General features: G+C 51.1%; 16 protein-coding genes and 3 pseudogenes. 9 read left to right on the plus strand and 10 right to left on the minus strand.

Going from position 1 to position 16,812, the window contains the following annotated elements; genetic code table 11:
* Positions 1–1,138 (plus strand): sensor domain-containing diguanylate cyclase (locus INT33_RS19765; protein ID WP_226940281.1); only part of this gene is annotated, 1,138 nt, incomplete at its 5' end.
* A 719-nt stretch (positions 1,139–1,857) separates the two neighbouring features.
* On the opposite strand, the gene INT33_RS19770 is transcribed toward INT33_RS19765, so the two are convergent.
* Both INT33_RS19770 and INT33_RS21255 read right to left on the minus strand, forming a co-directional pair.
* The gene (locus tag INT33_RS19770) at positions 1,858–2,469 is read right to left on the minus strand and encodes a LysR substrate-binding domain-containing protein (RefSeq protein ID WP_226940282.1); all 612 of its coding nucleotides are present in this window, start codon (positions 2,467–2,469) and stop codon (positions 1,858–1,860) included.
* A 75-nt stretch (positions 2,470–2,544) separates the two neighbouring features.
* A pseudogene (locus INT33_RS21255) lies at positions 2,545–2,739 on the minus strand (LysR family transcriptional regulator); the annotation flags it as partial.
* Between the two features lie 106 nt (positions 2,740–2,845).
* On the opposite strand from INT33_RS21255, the gene INT33_RS19775 reads away from it, so the two are divergent.
* The 3 genes and pseudogenes from INT33_RS19775 to INT33_RS21260 all read left to right on the plus strand — a co-directional run.
* Complete coding sequence (locus tag INT33_RS19775; RefSeq protein ID WP_193092826.1) at positions 2,846–3,550, plus strand: SDR family oxidoreductase; 705 nt, start codon at positions 2,846–2,848, stop codon at positions 3,548–3,550.
* 80 nt (positions 3,551–3,630) lie between these two features.
* Entirely contained in the window at positions 3,631–4,539 is a 909-nt protein-coding gene (locus INT33_RS19780; protein WP_193092827.1) for a DMT family transporter, read from the plus strand.
* 204 nt (positions 4,540–4,743) lie between these two features.
* A pseudogene (locus tag INT33_RS21260) lies at positions 4,744–4,934 on the plus strand (ISL3 family transposase); the annotation flags it as partial.
* A gap of 412 nt (positions 4,935–5,346) precedes the next feature.
* Here the strand turns inward: INT33_RS21260 and INT33_RS19785 are convergent.
* The 5 genes from INT33_RS19785 to INT33_RS19805 form a co-directional block, all read right to left on the minus strand.
* A complete protein-coding gene (locus tag INT33_RS19785) occupies positions 5,347–6,660 on the minus strand; it encodes an arsenic transporter (protein ID WP_193092828.1) in 1,314 nt (437 codons plus the stop codon).
* A 15-nt stretch (positions 6,661–6,675) separates the two neighbouring features.
* Positions 6,676–7,404, minus strand: a complete 729-nt coding sequence (gene arsH / locus INT33_RS19790; RefSeq protein ID WP_089037373.1) for an arsenical resistance protein ArsH — start codon at positions 7,402–7,404, stop codon at positions 6,676–6,678.
* Positions 7,391–7,813 (minus strand): arsenate reductase (glutaredoxin), encoded by a 423-nt coding sequence (gene arsC, locus INT33_RS19795; RefSeq protein WP_089037374.1) that lies wholly within the window; start codon positions 7,811–7,813, stop codon positions 7,391–7,393. The genes arsH and arsC overlap by 14 nt, the downstream gene beginning before the upstream one ends.
* A 6-nt stretch (positions 7,814–7,819) precedes the next feature.
* Positions 7,820–8,170 carry an ArsR/SmtB family transcription factor gene (locus INT33_RS19800; protein WP_089037375.1) on the minus strand — a complete coding sequence of 117 codons (351 nt, stop codon included), beginning with the start codon at positions 8,168–8,170 and terminating at the stop codon, positions 7,820–7,822.
* Positions 8,171–8,675: 505 nt separating this feature from the next.
* Positions 8,676–9,203, minus strand: coding sequence for a hypothetical protein (locus tag INT33_RS19805; RefSeq protein WP_089037376.1), 528 nt, complete (start codon positions 9,201–9,203; stop codon positions 8,676–8,678).
* A 212-nt stretch (positions 9,204–9,415) separates the two neighbouring features.
* On the opposite strand from INT33_RS19805, the gene INT33_RS19810 reads away from it, so the two are divergent.
* On the plus strand, positions 9,416–10,003 hold the full coding sequence (locus tag INT33_RS19810; RefSeq protein ID WP_192539894.1) for a superoxide dismutase: 588 nt from the start codon (positions 9,416–9,418) through the stop codon (positions 10,001–10,003).
* Between the two features lie 1,075 nt (positions 10,004–11,078).
* Here INT33_RS19810 and INT33_RS19815 read toward each other — a convergent pair.
* Positions 11,079–12,602: a putative bifunctional diguanylate cyclase/phosphodiesterase gene (locus INT33_RS19815; RefSeq protein ID WP_319643945.1), complete on the minus strand. Its 1,524-nt coding sequence runs from the start codon at positions 12,600–12,602 to the stop codon at positions 11,079–11,081.
* Entirely contained in the window at positions 12,587–12,937 is a 351-nt protein-coding gene (locus INT33_RS21495; protein ID WP_319643947.1) for a PAS domain S-box protein, read from the minus strand. Before INT33_RS21495 ends, INT33_RS19815 begins: the two co-directional genes overlap by 16 nt.
* Before the next feature lie 264 nt (positions 12,938–13,201).
* Here INT33_RS21495 and INT33_RS19820 point away from each other — a divergent pair, with 264 nt between their 5' ends.
* The gene (locus INT33_RS19820) at positions 13,202–14,008 is read left to right on the plus strand and encodes a 2OG-Fe dioxygenase family protein (RefSeq protein ID WP_193092829.1); all 807 of its coding nucleotides are present in this window, start codon (positions 13,202–13,204) and stop codon (positions 14,006–14,008) included.
* 113 nt (positions 14,009–14,121) lie between these two features.
* On the opposite strand, the pseudogene INT33_RS21265 reads toward INT33_RS19820, so the two are convergent.
* Positions 14,122–14,265: pseudogene (locus tag INT33_RS21265) on the minus strand (glyoxalase); the annotation flags it as partial.
* A gap of 287 nt (positions 14,266–14,552) precedes the next feature.
* Here INT33_RS21265 and INT33_RS19825 point away from each other — a divergent pair.
* From INT33_RS19825 to INT33_RS19835, 3 genes are all read left to right on the plus strand, one after another.
* Positions 14,553–15,116 carry an STY4534 family ICE replication protein gene (locus INT33_RS19825; protein ID WP_193092830.1) on the plus strand — a complete coding sequence of 188 codons (564 nt, stop codon included), beginning with the start codon at positions 14,553–14,555 and terminating at the stop codon, positions 15,114–15,116.
* Positions 15,117–15,200: 84 nt separating this feature from the next.
* The gene (locus INT33_RS19830) at positions 15,201–15,821 is read left to right on the plus strand and encodes a hypothetical protein (RefSeq protein ID WP_193092831.1); all 621 of its coding nucleotides are present in this window, start codon (positions 15,201–15,203) and stop codon (positions 15,819–15,821) included.
* 569 nt (positions 15,822–16,390) lie between these two features.
* Positions 16,391–16,738, plus strand: coding sequence for a hypothetical protein (locus tag INT33_RS19835; RefSeq protein ID WP_193092832.1), 348 nt, complete (start codon positions 16,391–16,393; stop codon positions 16,736–16,738).
* The last annotated feature ends 74 nt before the right edge of the window (positions 16,739–16,812 follow it).

The following is a 16,812-nucleotide window of genomic DNA, read 5'->3' on the forward strand; positions in this document are numbered from 1 at the left end:
GCGTAGTCTTCAGAAAAAAGAAACCCCCATTAAGGGGGTTTTTATCAAAATTACACAGTTCTATGTACTATACAGAATTGTAGGAGGTGGAATTTGGCTTGCGCTACGCCCACTATCTCAACTCGCTAAACAGGTCCGTGAGCTTCAAGCCGAACGACGGTCGTTAGTGGATATCCCGACGCGTATGTCTGAACTCCGTAGGGTAATCGATGTGATTAACGAGACGGAATCCGCTCGTCAAACTAACTTACGCAACTTGGCTGAACGAAAAGCAGAATTACGCGCAACGCTCGCTGTAACTCCTCAGGGAATGTTTATCACAGATAAGCAAGGAAAATTAACCTTTATTAATGATGCGCTATATCAACTTCTGGGTGCCGACGTACCTCACGACTTATTTGCATGGAGTGAGCGAATCCACACTGATGACGATCAACATGACATTCGGGATGCGTGGCTCGAAAGCCTGTCTAATCAAAGTAATTTTACACGGCAGTTTCGTTTTCAGGGGGCTGGTAAAGAGCTCTATTGGCTTGATGTCCATACAGCCGCAATCCATGTAGAAGGGGGATTTATCGGCATTGTCGGGACGGTACGTGATGTCACTCAACACCAGCAAGATTATGCCCAGAAACGCTGGGAAGCGGAACATGATCCATTAACCGGACTCCTTAATCGTCGGGGATTGACACGACACCTGGAAGAGGCGCTATTTCAGTGGAAGACAACGGGCAAGCCTACTGCTGTTTTTCTTTTCGATCTCGACCACTTTAAACCTATCAATGATAATGGCGGGCACTCTGTAGGCGATCTTATGCTGCAACAGGTCGCAGAAACTATTCAGAGTGTGGTTCGCAGCAGTGATCATGTGGCACGGCAGGGGGGAGATGAGTTTGCTGTACTGTTAAATGGCTGCACTTTTGCTCGTGCAGTAACCATCGCTGAGACACTGCGGTCAAGAATTGCCTCTTGTTCGGTAGAATTCGAAGATCAGCGTTGGTGCGTTACTGCTAGCATCGGAGTAAGCCACTTCCAAGCAAGTGATGAAACAATAGAAGCTGTTCTTGATCGTGCTGATGCTGCTAGCTATCAAGCTAAACATGGGGGCCGCAATAAAGTAGTGAGTGACAGTATGTAGGTTTGAGAAACATTCTGATCTTCAAAAATGTGTGCTCACGATACAGGGGGCTATTGGCTCTTCTCAGCTATTAAAACACCTCACCACCTAATGGCAAGTAAGGAGTTTGTTAGAGTGCTGTATAGCATAACCGCGCGTTAGCACCCACATGCTTTAAACAGCCCGAAAGGTGAAGCAGAGGGTGGGTGAGCACACACGCCATCCGTTGTGCCAAGCGTCGTGCTCCCTTCAGTGATCGTAGGCAGCGCGCTCAGCTAGCTGAGCGTTAACACTGTTGCGATACACAACATGTATGGTAGCTGCTGAAAATTTACAAAATAATAAAAAACATCACCATTTAGTGACGTTTGAAGTTACCCATAACCAGAGTGCGCCAGCACATTAGTTTAACACCGGCAACAACTCCAGTATCTTCCGAGTAGTTGCCACTGGCGCGGGAGAGAGCTGTAGTGTCGCCGTACTCTTTCTCCCAACAGGTACCGATAGAAGTGATTGAGACGCTATTTGAAAGTAGTGGCCTGACAGAAATGTGGATGGTCTGTAGTAATTATCATTGACATACCAGGAACGCCCGGATCTCCCAGGTTAGCTGGCTGCCCAACAAGCTGCAATGTCAGATATACGGCAAGTCTCACGAGGTCTTTCTGGTTGATAACTTATTTTGAAGGTTTCCCCAACTGTTAACAGTAAGGCCACCGAAAAGGCTGCACCTAGCACTGCTAATCGACACGGAGCGCGAGCTGAGCCATGCACCAGTCCCATACCGCATTTTTCGGATTGAGATGCAGGGGTGACCGCTTACGGACTAGGAAATAGCTGGGCTCTTTAATCATGGCCTCGTCCGTGGCCTGAACTAGACGCCCAGTCTTAAGATCCCCCGCCACAAACGCTCGGCATGCCAATGCGACCCCCTGGCCAGCCAGGGCTGCATCAAGGGCTAGTGTCGTCTGGTTGAATACCGCACCGGGCAGCTTGCCGTCGGCACGTAGAAACATCGGCCAGAGATCGTGCGCGTCATGCAAGAGCGGAAGCTCCCTAAGCCGTTCGGTAGAGAGGGGGAGCGGTAATTCTTTGACCAGATGGGGGCTAGCGACCGCGACCAGCTCCTGGTGGAACAGCAGCTCAGCATCCAGTCCGGATGGAAACGGAGGGCGGGTTAGCCGCACTGCGATGTCCACCTGGTCGCGCTCAAAATCGGAGAGCGCCTCGGTGGCGACCGTGCGCAATTCCACGCCGGGTAACGCGGCGTTCAGCTCGGCTAGACGAGGGATCAGCAGCTTCGCGGCAAAGGTCGGCGTAACACTGATCGTGACAGTGTCCGGTCGATTCAAGAGTCGTCCGGTGGCGTCCCCGAGCGTATCGAAGGCGCGGGTCACGTCCGTCAGGTAGGACGCGCCCTGTGGCGTCAGTGCGAGGCCACGAGGTAGGCGCTGGAACAGGGCCTGGCCCAGATGTTCTTCCAGCGCGCGCACCTGCTGCGCAACGGCGCCTTGAGTGACGCCCAACTCCTCGGCGGCGGCCCGGAAACTCAGTCGGCGGCCTGAGACCTCGAAGGCACGCAGGGCATTGAGAGGAGGGAACTTGCGGCGGGATGGCATCATGGCGTTGGCCTATAGTTTTTCTACAGTCTTACACGTTTATTTATCACGCGAAACTTCGGCTGTCACTTGACACAATACCTCCAGAACCTGACCAAAGGAGGTTGTCATGGCTGAAGAAAAAGTGGCTCTTATCATGGGCGGTGGTTCCGGCATGGGTGCCGCTACCGCACGCAAACTGGCTCAAGAAGGCTATCGTATCGCCATCCTTTCCTCGTCGGGCAAGGGCGAAGCCCTGGCCAACGAACTGGGCGGGGTCGGTGTCACCGGCTCGAACCAGTCACTCGATGACGTGAAACGGGCCGTGGATATAACGATGGCGACATGGGGGCGAATCGACGCTCTGGTCAATTCCGCCGGCCATGGCCCACGCGCACCGGTCCTCGACATCCCCGACGAGGACTGGCACGAAGGCATGGACGTCTATTTCCTGAGTGCCGTGCGTCCGACCCGTCTGGTCGCGCCGATCATGGAGGCGCAGGGTGGTGGCGCCATCGTCAATATCTCGACCACCTGGGCTTTCGAGCCATCCAGCGTATTTCCGACCTCGGTGGTGTTCCGGGCAGGCCTTGCTAGCTTCACCAAGCTCTTCGCGGATGCCTATGCGGCGAAGAACGTGCGCATGAACAACGTCCTGCCCGGCTGGATCGACAGCCTTCCCGAGGTCGACGAGCGGCGCGACAGCGTGCCGATGGGCCGCTATGGGACCGTCGAGGAAATCGCAGACACCGTGGCCTTTCTGCTGTCGGACGGCGCAGGCTACGTCACCGGCCAGAGCCTTCGCGTCGATGGCGGCGTGACCCGCTCCATCTGAAGACGCCTGTCCTACCGCCACAACGGGCCGCCTTTCCTCCGGGAAGGCGCTCGTTGCGCTTTTCCCGAAGGAGATACGCCATGTTGCGTGCTTATGCTGCGCTCGCCGCGCTCGGCATCATCTGGGGCTCGAACTTCATTTTCATGAAGTGGGCTACCGACCTGATCTCACCCACCCAGACGGTATTTCTGCGTGTGCTGTTCGGCTTCTTTCCCCTTGCCCTGGTGGCCTGGCGAGCCAGGGCCATGACGCGCGATCAGCTCCGTCATCTGCCGCACTTCGCGGTCATGTCGGTGCTCGCGACGACGTTCTACTATTACGGGTTCGTGGCCGGCACGGCCCGGCTTCCTTCGAGCATCGCTGGGCTCCTGAGCGGTTCGATTCCCATCTTCACGTTCATCTGCGCCTTCCTGTTCCTAAGTCAGGATCGCCCGACCGGTCAGATGGCGGCTGGCGTTGCTCTGGGCTTCATCGGTATTGCACTGAGCGCCCACCCCTGGGAGGGCACCGATGGCGTGGCGCTGACAGGGGTCTTTTGGATGCTGGCCGGGACGCTGAGTCTCGGGGTGTCATTCGTTTATGCACAGCGGTTTCTGTCGCCGCTGAAACTGCCCCCGCTGGCATTGGCGACCTGGCAGACGGGACTTGCGCTTATGACCCTAGTGATACTGACCGACTTTGACGGCATGGCTGCAATAACGACGGACTCGCGCGCACTCTTGGGAGCGGTTCTTGGCCTAGGTGTGCTAGGTACCGGCGGGGCCTTTTTCAGCTATTACTTCATCATCGAAAAACTCGGTTCCGTGCAGGCATCCGGCGCGACCTACATCGCCCCGGTGGTGGCCGTGATCATTGGCGCTGCGGCCGGCGAGGAAATCACCGGTGCCGCCATCCTTGCGCTGGCACTGATCCTCGGGGGCGTGGTGCTGATCCAGACGGGGAAGCGCAGCACCACATCTGCTCCCGTTCAGCACCAAGCTGAGGAGTAGACTGATTTCGGGGCGACCTTTGCTGCATCAAATAGCATTAGCGTGTCCATGAGGACAAGCATTAGGCCCAACATTCTTCCACTCCGAAAGCGAAGTGCTGGGTCTGGCGCCTCATCTTATAGATAGAACGAGAACTAGCCCAGGCTGAATGAGCCGGATTTTTCCGGCTCTGATAGCGCTTGGTCACCACAAAGAGAGCAATACATGACCACTAGGCCCGATAACAGACTCCACTTGCCGAATATCACGTTTTTGGCACCAACATGATCTCCACTTTCAGGTTGAAGCCCCGGTCCCTGTGGCTTGCGAGGAATGCGGAGTAGAGAGAGCTTGTCAAATTCGGTAGGCGAGGTGTCACGTATTGTGACCTGCCCATACATAGTAAACGAGTCACCACTCTAAGTGGTTCGTCGTAGCTACAGCTGTTGGGCGCGATGAAAGAGGCTATTCGTTTGAGGTGATGCGAATCAGGATGTTCTATATCACCAAGCACATGAGTAGATCACCGCAGACTAATAAATCTCTGGCCACCATAACCTACAGCACTGTTTCCCCGAGCCCGAGAAGAGCTTTGGTGTTCATCTATCAGTCTTCGGAGGAAGTTAAAGGCTCGGGTGAGCAAGGACCTCTATCAACCACTTAATCCGGTTGCCTCTTTTATTTTAGGTTTGAACGCATTTTTGGGCGGTTATAAAGATGCTTAGTTACCAACTTTATTTAGACACCTCTGCCGCCTGAACCAGTGCCTCCTAGGTTGCAGGCGGCTATCGAGAAAGAGTGATCTCTCTTACTTACCAAACTGTAAGCCTATACGGAGGGTAATAAAACTGGTAGCCAGAAAGCCAAGGCGACTAGGGTGGCAAGTAATACTGGTGGTGTAATTAACAAACCTATTTTCATGTACTGGCCCCAGCCAATTTTGTAACCTTTTCCCGCTAGTACATGCAGCCAGAGTAGGGTGGCGAGACTGCCAATCGGGGTAAACTTGGGCCCCAGGTCATTACCAATGACGTTCGCGTATATCATCAACTCCTGCGTTACCGCAGGTACATTTGCCTGATCGATAGCCAGTGCACCCACCAGTGTTGAAGGCATGTTGTTCATGATGGATGCCACGATGGCCGAAAGGAACCCCGTACCAATGGTCGCTATGAAGTCACCTTGTTGTGCCAGCCACTCAAGCACCAGAGCACCGTAATGAGTCAAGCCTGCATTACCTAGTCCGTAGACGATGAGATACATACCGATCGAGAACAGCACGATTTGCCAAGGTGCATCGCGCAGCGCCCCCGTTACGGAGACAGTCGCGCCACTTCCCGCTTGCCACCAGCGCCCGGCAATGGCCATCAATAGAATAGCTCCTGCTCCCGTTACAAATGCAATAGGGATGCCTAGCGGCGCAGTCACAAAGTAGGCGATCAGCAGCGTACCCAGAAGTGGAAAAGCCGCACGAAATACCAGCAGATCTTTAACAGCTGAGCGCGGCAGGTCAAGATTCTCGAGGCTATAGTGCTTGGGTATTCGACGGCCAAACGCAATCCAAAGCACCATCAAAGTGGCCACGATGGACACAAGGTTCACCGGGACCATGACCGCCGCATAACGGTCAAAGCCAATATCGAAATAGTTGGCACTGACGATATTAACGAGGTTAGAGATGACCAATGGCAGGCTGGCGGTATCGGCGATAAACCCGGTCGCGATGATAAAGGCCAGCGCTGCAGGCGGCTCAAAATTCAGGCGTAGAAGAATTGCGATAACAATGGGCGTCAGAAGTAGGGCTGCACCATCATTGGCGAAAAAGGCGGCAATGACCGCCCCCAGTATTACGACCAGAGGGAAAAGCAAATGGCCGCGTCCATTACCCCAGCGTGCCACATGTAGCGCGGCCCAGGCGAAAAAACCTGCCTCGTCTAAAATCAGGGAAATAATGATCAGCGCGACAAACGTAAACGTGGCGTCCCAGACAATATCCCACACCACAGCAATATCGGATAAATGCACCACACCCACGAATAGTGCTACTAACGCGCCGCCCAGGGCGCTCCAACCGATACCCAACCCTTTGGGCTGCCAGATCACCAGAACCAGAGTGACGACAAAAATAGCCAGTGCCAACATGAAATGACTTTAGCCTCAGTGAGTGTTTTGGTTAACGCGGCGCGAGAGTTCTTCTGCACTCTCGACACGCTCTGAGTAGCGGTCGGTAAGATAGGCGGACCTGTTCCGCGTCAGCCAGGTAAACTTCACAAGCTCTTCACACACATCGACAATACGCATATAGAACGGTGACGGCTTCATGCGTCCTGCATCGTCAAATTCGGTAAACGCCTTGGGGACAGAGGATTGGTTAGGGATGGTGATCATGCGCATCCAACGCCCGAGGATCCGCATCTGATTAACGGCATTGAAGCTTTGACTGCCGCCAGACACTTCCATCACCGCCAACGTCTTACCCTGAGTTGGCCGAACGCCGCCCAGCGATAGGGGGATCCAGTCTATCTGCGTTTTCATTACGCCCGTCATCGCACCATGCCGTTCGGGGCTGACCCACAGCATCCCTTCGGACCACTGGGCTAGGTCGCGCAGTTCCTGTACTTTTGGGTGATCGGCTTCTGCGTCATCGGGGAGCGGCAAACCCGAAGGATTAAAGGTGCGTACCTCGCAGCCATACCAGCGCAGCAGTCTTGCTGCCTCTTCTGACGTCAGGCGCGAAAAAGAGCGCTCGCGCAGTGAGCCGTAAAGCACTAGAACTCTGGGCGGATGGTGCGGCGCATCGTGTCCTGTAAGCGCACTGGTATCAATTGGATGAAGCTTTTGTGGGTCAATGTTGGGCAGCTCATCAACACAGTTAAGACTGCTCATTGGTATCACCAGTGATGTGCACAACTTCACCATCTTCTTTGGTAAATGTCGTTACCGGGTGGGCTAAAATCTCGAGCACGCGTTCTGAAGGCCTGCATAGCCGCGCGCCTTTTTCTGTTATCACGATCGGGCGGTTGATAAGAATAGGGTGCGCCATCATGGTATCTATCAGTTGATCATCACTCAGCGCCGGGTCATCCAGGTTGAGTTCTTCGTAGGGGGTGCCCTTGCGGCGCAGTAGCTCTCTTGGCGCAATCCCCACTAATGAAATCAGTTCAACTAGTCGCTCACGACTAGGTGGCGTCTTTAAATATTCAATGACGTACGGGACCTCACCAGATGCTTCGATCATCGCTAGCGTATTACGGGAGGTTCCGCATGCTGGGTTGTGATAAATGGTTGTTTCCACGTGTTTTCATTCCTTGCTATCAGTGAGGGGGGATTCATTAAAGGCTGCTATAAACGGCACGCAAACTTCGGGATGACCTGCACAGCAATCGCGAATCAAGAAATCCAGAGTTTGTTGCATGTGACCGAGATTGGCACGATAGATAACTGAGCGACTCTGCCGACGGGATGTGACCCATCCTGCCCGCGAGAGCACCGATAGGTGTGCCGACATGGTGTTATGTGGCACTACTAATTGGCGTGCGATTTCTCCAGCAGGAAGGCCTTCGGGTTCATAGCGCACAAGAAGCCGAAAGGCTTTGAGTCGAGTCTCTTGAGCTAGTGCGCCAAAGCTATCAGTAATGTTTTTTATATCCATTTGTCTAGCATAATGGACATGTTTTATATTTTCAATCTGTCATTACTGTCTGTTGGTCTGTCTTCATAACGAATTATTTAGGGTGCTGGAGAGGCATCCGTGATGCGTTTAAGGGCTCATGCGGTAGGCAGTCAATAGCTCGCACCCTCATGGTAAGCCGTACCTCGTATCCTGAGTGCTATACTGTCTTCTGTTTAGAGTGATGTTTTGGATATACGTATTTCATAACGATTTTTCAGTTCTGACGGTATTGATGAGGAGATCACCGATATCGTACCGGGCCTAGAAGAAGACTGAGTTTTATATGCGTAATCAGTTAAAACAATAATAAATTTAGTCAACAGCCATCCAGATAATAACGTTGGATTTAGTCTCAGGTGATACGGTATCGAATCAAGTCTTCTGACAACACCCAGCTGAGTTAGAAAGGATGAATGTGTTGGTAGCTGTCGCAGACGTGCCGCTGAATACGTCAATATCGACAGACTATCCACTCGGTCCGCTCTCAATGGATGATCGCTCCGCGTTCGGATGCTGAAGGGATACTGTATAGCCCTGCACGAACATCGAACTTGCGTTGTAATAAGTCAGCATTCGCAACCAAAACGCGATAATCAGGATGGGTTTGCGCCCCCGGGAAGAGTTGTTCAAGTGTGATGACCGCACGACCCAAATGTTGTATGCACTGCAAGCGTAGTTCCTGCGGCACGTTACGCTGTTCGGCAACCTCGATCAGGTGCTCCAATGCAGAGCGTGCGTAGCGGTGCATCATCTGTTTGTTACCGAGCTCATTAAATAGAGTGGCAAGATTGAATGCAGCGATGTTGTAAGTCATTGGTGCATAGTGGCAAGCAGCACTTTCAGAATGAGCCTTATCAAACATGGCACTAGCTTCAGTTAGCGCCCTCTCATAGTACCGTTGTGCATCGAGTAGGTTTCCGCGCTCAAGCGATTCGTTACCTGCTTGCGTAAACCTCGCCCACTGGCTGTCGATACTATCTCTGGGCATTGCGTTTTGAGTTGTTCTACGCATCGTAAACTCCTCTAGATTTGAAGATTCGATAGGCGCTTTCGACATTGGGGTAGCGCCAACTAAAAGATCCCTTTGCTTTTAAAGTTAGCATTGGCTAAACTTTTTAGCAAAGGTTGAATTAATCTTTGGCAACAGACCTCGATAGCAATGGCGAAAGCGGCCCCGGCTGGTCACGTCGGGTACCACCGCTGATAGGAATCAAGGAGACTCACATGGCTTTTTTACTTCCCGAGCTGCCCTACGACCGTAGCGCCTTGGCACCGCATATGTCGCTCGAAACGCTCGATTACCATTATGGCAAGCACCACAACACCTATGTCACCAAAGCAAACGAGGCGATTAAGAACACCGCCGATGCATCGCTAAGCAACGCTGACTTGCCCGAGCTCATGATTCGCGAGAGAGAGGGATTTCTCTTCAACCAAGCTGCGCAAATCTGGAACCATACTTTCTTCTGGCACTGCCTAACCCCCGGCGGCTCCTCGCCTACAGGTGATTTGATCCGAGAGCTGGACCGATATTTTGGCTCATTAGAAGAGTTCAAACAGCAGTTCTCGGATGCTGCACAGAAGGTCTTCGGCGCAGGATGGACGTGGCTGGTCATCGATGGAAATAGTCTCAAGATTGTCAATACACCCAACGCCGAGAATCCGTTGCTTAACGGGCAGACACCGTTGTTGACCGTGGATATGTGGGAACACGCTTACTACATCGATCACCGCAATGCGAAGCCGAATTTCCTTGAAAGTTTTTGGGCACTAGCGGATTTTGAAAAAGTGGCACGGCGTCTAAATAACTAATTGCACAAGGTCGAGACAGAAGGTTACGGGGCCTAAATTCCCGTAACTTTCACCGATATGCCGGGAGAGTCTCTGAAAAAGTTCCTGACTTTAGCAACAATACGGTCATCGACAACTGTGCAAGATTCAACGCCGCCATAGATCAGGTCACCTCCTCAGAAGTCGAGCATCAGAACGAGCAGCGTAAGGCTCGCCGCGAACTATTAAAGCAGCTACACACAGCACAAAAACTACGACTTTATCGAGGTTAAGCCAGACGATGAAAGCGGTTTTGAAATCTTCATTATTCAGGAATAGCGAGGTAAGATGCCTGTTTAAGGGTGTATTTTTTACGCATCCTGCAACATGTTTAAGTATTGGAGTTAGCAAGCGGCATTGATGTTCCTTTCTCAAGCGTTGAGCGACTTATAAGCAACATACGATATATGAAAAAAAAGAGGGGAAGTAGTTACAGGTCGAGTAAACATACCAGCACGTTTATTCAATCAATGGGGGCAGTCTAAGGCCTAATAAGAGCTAAACCCTGTCCTTGTTAGGGGAGAATGAACATGGGTTTTTCAGCCCAGATCGTACCTGTCGTAGTAGTTTTGGCTGCGAATTGATTGAGCGGCCCGAATTTTTCCCTACGTTGGGAATGAGTGGCGGCGCTGTTTGGCTGGTCGACAATGATAAGTATTACCGCTATTCCGTTTGTGTTGCTTTCTTGGCCCAAAACAGCCAGGTAGTGAGATATTTTCCTCAGATTGCGGGATTCTGCTTAATTACGGCCCTGTTCCGCGATTATGAAAAAAATCTCCTCCCCTATTTCCATGGGGCTGAGGTTCATAATCTCATCGAATCAGGTCGCTACTGTGACTCTTGCTTTTAACAAAGCTAGACACTGCGACGTCCACTATATTGCGCTTTCAGCTCCTCTCGGTGGGTACGCATACTGTAAATGCCATATCGGAGACGACAAAAGACTGCCCTTGGCCGATGTAAGGGGGGGCAGCCCTAGCGATCAATGAGTATTGAAGACGTTCAAAAGGTTAGGGTCCTGCTCTCCAGAGAATTGTACGTTAAATCACGACAAGGTTCAGCTCGTTAGACCTTTGTGAGTAGGCACGAAACCACTCAGTAGACGATCAATTTCCTCGGCGGGCATTGGGCGGAAGAAGAAGAACCCCTGGATGAGGTCGCAATGCATGTCGCGAAGCAATGACAACTGTTCGGCGTTTTCGACGCCCTCGGCCACTACTTCCAACCCCAATCGATGACCGATGAGGATAGCACCCTCCATGATGGCCCGATCCTTCGGCTGCGTGGGAGCGTCTTGGATGAAAGAGCGGTCAATCTTCAGGGCTGTGACTGGAAAGTGCTTGAGGTAGCTCAGAGATGAGTAGCCGGTCCCGAAGTCATCAAGAGCAATGTGAAAGCCGCGATGATAGAGGCGCCGAAGGTCCTCAATGGCGGTCTCGTCGGCTTCTATCAGGACATTCTCGGTCAGTTCAATGCCGATATCCCGAGGTGCTAAGCCGTGACGCTGCAACGCATCCTCAAAGCGCTTGAGGGCACCGCGACCCACCAGTTGACGCCCTGATACATTGATATCGATGCGGTGTTCATGAAATCCCTTGGACCGCCACTCTTCCTGCTGGCGGCAAGCCTCTTCTATGACCCAATCGCCTAGACGATGAATCAAGCCGGAATATTCGGCCAGCGTGATGAACTCGGCTGGTGAGATCGTCGGGCCCTCAGCAGGCTCCCAGCGTATTAAGGCCTCAAGATTCTCTATTCGGCCACTGGCTGCTGAAACCTGGGGCTGGTAATGGAGGGAGAACTCATCGTTGTCCAAAGCTTCCTTGAGTCGTGCCAAGAGGTAGTGCTGGCGAACTAGTTCATCATGGAGCTTCTGTTGGAAGAAGCATACAGCACCCCGCCCCTCCAGTTTGGCACGATTCTTGGCAACATCGGCATTACGGATCAATTCTCGTGATGATTCGCCATTCTCTGGAAAGAGCGCCACACCTAGGCAGGCCGTAACCTGACGCTCTCGACCGTCCAGGAAGAAGGGTTTGCGAAAGACATTTTGGACATGACGAACGATCCGTCTGACGTCGGAACTCAAATAGACGCCGGGAAAGGCCAGCACGAATTCATCGCTAGAAACACGAGACACCAGCTCAGTGACTCGTTGGCACTCTTTCAGTCGCCGAGTAAGCCCAATGAGTAGACGATCGCCCTGATCATAGCCAAGAGCATCATTAATTTCGACGAAGTTGTCGATATCTAGGTAGAGGGTGGTGAGACCATTGCCCCGGCGTCGACAGGCATCCAATAGGCTGTCTAGGTTGATTTCAAAGGACTGGCGATTCGGGAGATGGGTGAGCCAGTCGAAATGGGTAGCAAATTTCAGGTCGCGATGGGCGCGCTTTTGGTCAGATAGATCGACATCCACGCAGAATAACAAGGGTGAATCGGTATGCTCATTGAGCATCAGATGTTGTGAAAAAACCGATATCAGTTCACCAGTTTTGTGTTTGAGTTCAAGCTCACTGGCGGGTATGACGACTCCTTCTTCAATCCAGGCTCTATGCGCTTGAATCACTCCGTCACGCATGAAAGCGGGTCTTCTAATAACTGGCCTTGTGCTTCCTCGGAGGTATAGCCATAGAGACGAGCGCTGCCCTCATTCCAATAAACCACTCGCCGATAGCGGTCGTATCCCTGAACAGCCACCTTTGGTAGGCTCTCCAGCAGGGAGCGGAATCGTTGCTCACTTTCCAGATACTGACGGCGTACTACCTCGACTTCTTGTTTACCAGCGTCGTGTGCATCGATGTCAACTGCTAAAGATGCACTAGGTGCATTTATCACTCGCTTATCGGAAAACTTCCTGCGGTTTCTCTTCAGGCGTTCCGAATCTTTGGGATGTCGGGAGTCGCGGATATTCATGGAAACCACCTAAAGAAAATGCTAATGAGGTTCCTCACAGTGCCAGCATTAGGCACTTCGTCATCATTATCCTACACCTATTGGTAGGAGATATCCTACCAATATGCATTCTCAACGGTCTGATTATTTTTCTCCAAAAAGCAGTCCTCTTTAATACATTATTTTGACATATCCCAACAAAGTTTCTCATTTTCTTTCTGTTGGTCGCAGTGTTGACCACGAACACACAGGGCAGTTTCGCCCAGTCAACAGGAGAATATCCACATGAAGCTTGTTACTTTCAAATACGGTTTTGGCCTGACCTCTATGCCTGCTGATCCCCTTGCCGAGTATTGGAATTCGGGATTGACCAAGGCGTTGCAGCATCAGGGGTGGGCGAAAACTGATATTCGGGAGCGAATCGATCTTGCCGCTTGGCAGGGATTTGTCGATGATCTGTCGCGTGACCCCTATGTCAATCTTCGTTGGAAAGGGATGTCATGGCTCGCTTTGAATGAACAAGGAGACGTAGAGGATATGGGGCAATGTCCCATGGCCCAGGGGGGAGCCTTTAATGATGCTGAAAGCATGGCGGATCGTCTGCGGTACTATGATCCACTGACGCAGGAGTTTTTAGCACGCCCCGATGTGAAGGATTTCGTGCGCGCGTGGGCAAGGCTTTGGAATATCGGTGCGCACGAACCCATTCTAATGCAAATCACCGGGGTTCGCGGGGAAGGTAACGTTGATCCCCTTCAGGGGCAGGGAACTCATGCCGATGGCTGTAAGGCCCTCAGTATTCTGGTCCTGAATCGGGAAAACGTGGCGGGTGCCGTAAACCATCTCTACGCAGACAAGGCTGGCATGCAACCCTTGGTCGATATCACTCTGAACCCGGGTGATATCCTTCACCTATGCGATGACCGGCTATTTCACAGTGTTGATGGTATCGAACAGCTCGACAGCAGTGCACCTTTCGAGCGGTTTATCATCATCATTAATAGCCGCTTCGTGGATGACTTCCAGAACCGTATGTTGCGTCGTCATTTCCCGAAAGCGATTCTTAATAAGAGCTTTGGACACTCTCAGTAAATTGTGAGCCTAGCAACACCAACGCCTCCGTAACTTCGGAGGCGTCTTGATTCTGCGCCTGGCTAGCGCTTTTGCCGGGGAGGGGGCTAGGGGAAATGTTTAAGTGCTAATGGTTAGTAGGCACCTTCGCTGTAGGTGAGTTCGTAGCTGTGGCTATAAATTTCCACAATGTTTCCGAATGGATCTTCCATGTAAATCATGCGATAGGGTTTCTCACCCGGATAGTAGTATCGCGGCTTCTCCATGCGTCGCTTACCACTGCGCTTTTTGGCTAAGGTGACAGAGACCTCCCCCCTTGACACATCATATTTTCTCGCTAGCATAAAAGTCGCTTGTGCTGTCGACGACAGCCCGGTTGGTCTCACCCGGCACCGATTGAGACGCCCTCCTAAAGCTCCCCCCGCCTCATGTAAGGGAGTGCCGCAAGCGGTTTGAGGCATTTTACAGCTGGCCATTGGCCTATCTACCCCCATGGGATAATACCTCCCATGTGGGACAGGTGTTTCCCATGGATTCGTATTCCAATCCTGTAAGGAGAAACACCATGACTACTCAAAACGAAACTAAGAGCTTTTTTGATCTTCACATCAACGGCCTTGGCTACTTAAACAGAATTCGCCAGGTAACTCCAAAACGTGGTGACGCCTTTTGGGCTTGCGATATTTCTGCTCTTAATGGGCCTGCCGACGACGTTAGTTATACGCGCTTCGACTGCCGTGTCAGCGGCAAAGAAGCAGAAAAACTTGTTAAGCGTTGCCAGCAAGCTTCCGATATGGGCAAGAAAGTCTTAATTGGATTCAAGTTGGGTGACTTATGGACAGATATCTTCACTTATTCGAAGGGAGATAGAGCTGGACAGACAGGCGTCAGTCTGAAAGCGAGGCTTTTGTTCGTAAGTTGGATAAAAATCGACGGAGACATGGTGCATCAAGCACCAAGCCGCGATGCTGATCAACGAGATACAACACCACAGCAAGATTCCACGCAACAACCGCCGAATTATTCAGATCCGGCATTAGTTAGTGAGGATCAAGCTATTCAGGCTCAACAGCCTATACCCGCTCAGGGCTATGCTGCGGCAGGAGCCTTCGACTCACCAGTGAATTGAGCTTAATTCTAACCCACCCAACCGGGGAGCCTCTCCCTGTTGGGGATGCTCTCCAGTTCTTTTGAACTTACTGGAGATGTTTTCATGAACACTACCGATTCGAAATTTCTCGAAGAGTTAAAAGCTGACTTAATTCAAGCATGCGCATCTATATTGGATGATATGTTTGGAACGACCTATGCAGAAACGGCAGGAGTGCAAGTTGTCATTAACGGCTCCGAAAGTCGTGAAATGTACGATGATCAGCCAGGAATGTTCTTTCATGTTGATCAGCAACTTGGCATCAACATTCCTCGATATAGTGGTATGTCGATATCGCAGCTGAAAGAGCTTGCTCTTGCTGAGTTCCGAGAATACTTGGCTAGCGCTGAGATGCCTGAATATGGGGGACGATTCTCTCCGTCTCGTATTCGGCTTGAGAATTACCGAGGCGAGGTTCTTGACTTGTATGAGTACAGAGCCCAAGGATCTCTAGGATCATGGACGTGGTCTTGGGGATGGGCTTCGGAGAGGAATGACTACATTATTCCTCATGAGCAGTTTAAAGCGGTGGAAGCTGAAGTTAATCGGCTACATTGCGAGGCGAGAGAAGAGTCTCGTTGGGACAACTTCGAGTCCTCTAAGCAACTGCATAATCAAGCTCAGCAACTGGCAGAAAGACTTAGCTTTTCTCACCGACATTTGTATGGTATCAGCGCAGACTGAACTCTCAACTACCCAAGCATCGGGTGGTTATATAAACCTCTACGTAATAAGCACTAATTATAGCCGAATGCCCCCTATCTTCAGATAGGGGGCATTTCCTTATGGATTCAATACAGGTGAAGTCAATGACTCTTGCATATGGACTACTTGTTTACAATACAACTACACCAGTAGTGAAGCTGCGCCAAACGGTGCTTACAGGTGTGCTGAAAAGTGCTTTGAGCTTGATTGAGGTGCGAGTACTCGACCATATCATTGTCGGTATCTAGGACTAGGTCTCTTTTGCTTAGCAAGGGTATATCTGACTTTTGCCTTTTTGATTCCCCTCGATCTTTGGTGTTCGCGATTGCCAGGTAGGTGTCAGCAAAGCTAGTACCTAGCACTTTGCCATTTTCTTGTGTGGTACTTGGGGTATGTCCAATCATCACAAAGCTTGCTGAGGAGCGCAGGAATATTATTAGAAATATTTTCTATATGGAAAAAGATGCATTTAGCATTGATTGTCATTTTCGAAGGTGGCATCTTGTATTTGCTTTTACTAATTTACTTCGATTGAAAAGGATTTTCATATGGCTAAATACAACTTCTATGATCAGTTTGATGATGGTATTCCGACAGATGGTCATTGGAAAGATGATGGAACTTTAGTTGTTACACCAATTGAACCATACCAGCCGCCAGTTAACGGTGGTATCGGCGCACCTAGAAATCCTTTTGAGATTGATCCGTTTGATAACGAGGGTATTAGTTGGGATTTTTATAATGCTGGCCATAATAACAAATCTAATGTAGCAAAAGGTAAAGGTTTCTATCCAAATGGAGAAGCACAGATTGAACTGCTTTCTCAGGGAAGGTTGAAGGAATTCTATGAAAGTTTATATACTTCTCTAGGGAACCTTAATGCAACAGATCTTTGAATCGCCCCGGGTTTCGTAGACACCTCTAGGCCTTATACTAAAGGTACCTAGGAGGATCCATGAGCCGTCCCCGT

Source organism: Halomonas colorata, assembly GCF_014897985.1.
In the GTDB taxonomy this organism is placed as follows: Bacteria; Pseudomonadota; Gammaproteobacteria; order Pseudomonadales; family Halomonadaceae; genus Vreelandella; species Vreelandella colorata.

Coding starts and splice junctions, on each gene's coding strand:
- INT33_RS19825 (WP_193092830.1), top strand. CDS start 14,553: ATGACTACTCAAAACGAAACTAAGAGCTTTTTTGATCTTCACATCAAC.
- INT33_RS19785 (WP_193092828.1), bottom strand. CDS start 6,660: ATGTTGGCACTGGCTATTTTTGTCGTCACTCTGGTTCTGGTGATCTGG.
- INT33_RS19820 (WP_193092829.1), top strand. CDS start 13,202: ATGAAGCTTGTTACTTTCAAATACGGTTTTGGCCTGACCTCTATGCCT.
- INT33_RS19800 (WP_089037375.1), bottom strand. CDS start 8,170: ATGGATATAAAAAACATTACTGATAGCTTTGGCGCACTAGCTCAAGAG.
- arsH (WP_089037373.1), bottom strand. CDS start 7,404: ATGAGCAGTCTTAACTGTGTTGATGAGCTGCCCAACATTGACCCACAA.
- INT33_RS19815 (WP_319643945.1), bottom strand. CDS start 12,602: ATGCGTGACGGAGTGATTCAAGCGCATAGAGCCTGGATTGAAGAAGGA.
- INT33_RS21495 (WP_319643947.1), bottom strand. CDS start 12,937: ATGAATATCCGCGACTCCCGACATCCCAAAGATTCGGAACGCCTGAAG.
- INT33_RS19830 (WP_193092831.1), top strand. CDS start 15,201: ATGAACACTACCGATTCGAAATTTCTCGAAGAGTTAAAAGCTGACTTA.
- INT33_RS19780 (WP_193092827.1), top strand. CDS start 3,631: ATGTTGCGTGCTTATGCTGCGCTCGCCGCGCTCGGCATCATCTGGGGC.
- INT33_RS19835 (WP_193092832.1), top strand. CDS start 16,391: ATGGCTAAATACAACTTCTATGATCAGTTTGATGATGGTATTCCGACA.
- INT33_RS19810 (WP_192539894.1), top strand. CDS start 9,416: ATGGCTTTTTTACTTCCCGAGCTGCCCTACGACCGTAGCGCCTTGGCA.
- INT33_RS19775 (WP_193092826.1), top strand. CDS start 2,846: ATGGCTGAAGAAAAAGTGGCTCTTATCATGGGCGGTGGTTCCGGCATG.
- INT33_RS19805 (WP_089037376.1), bottom strand. CDS start 9,203: ATGCGTAGAACAACTCAAAACGCAATGCCCAGAGATAGTATCGACAGC.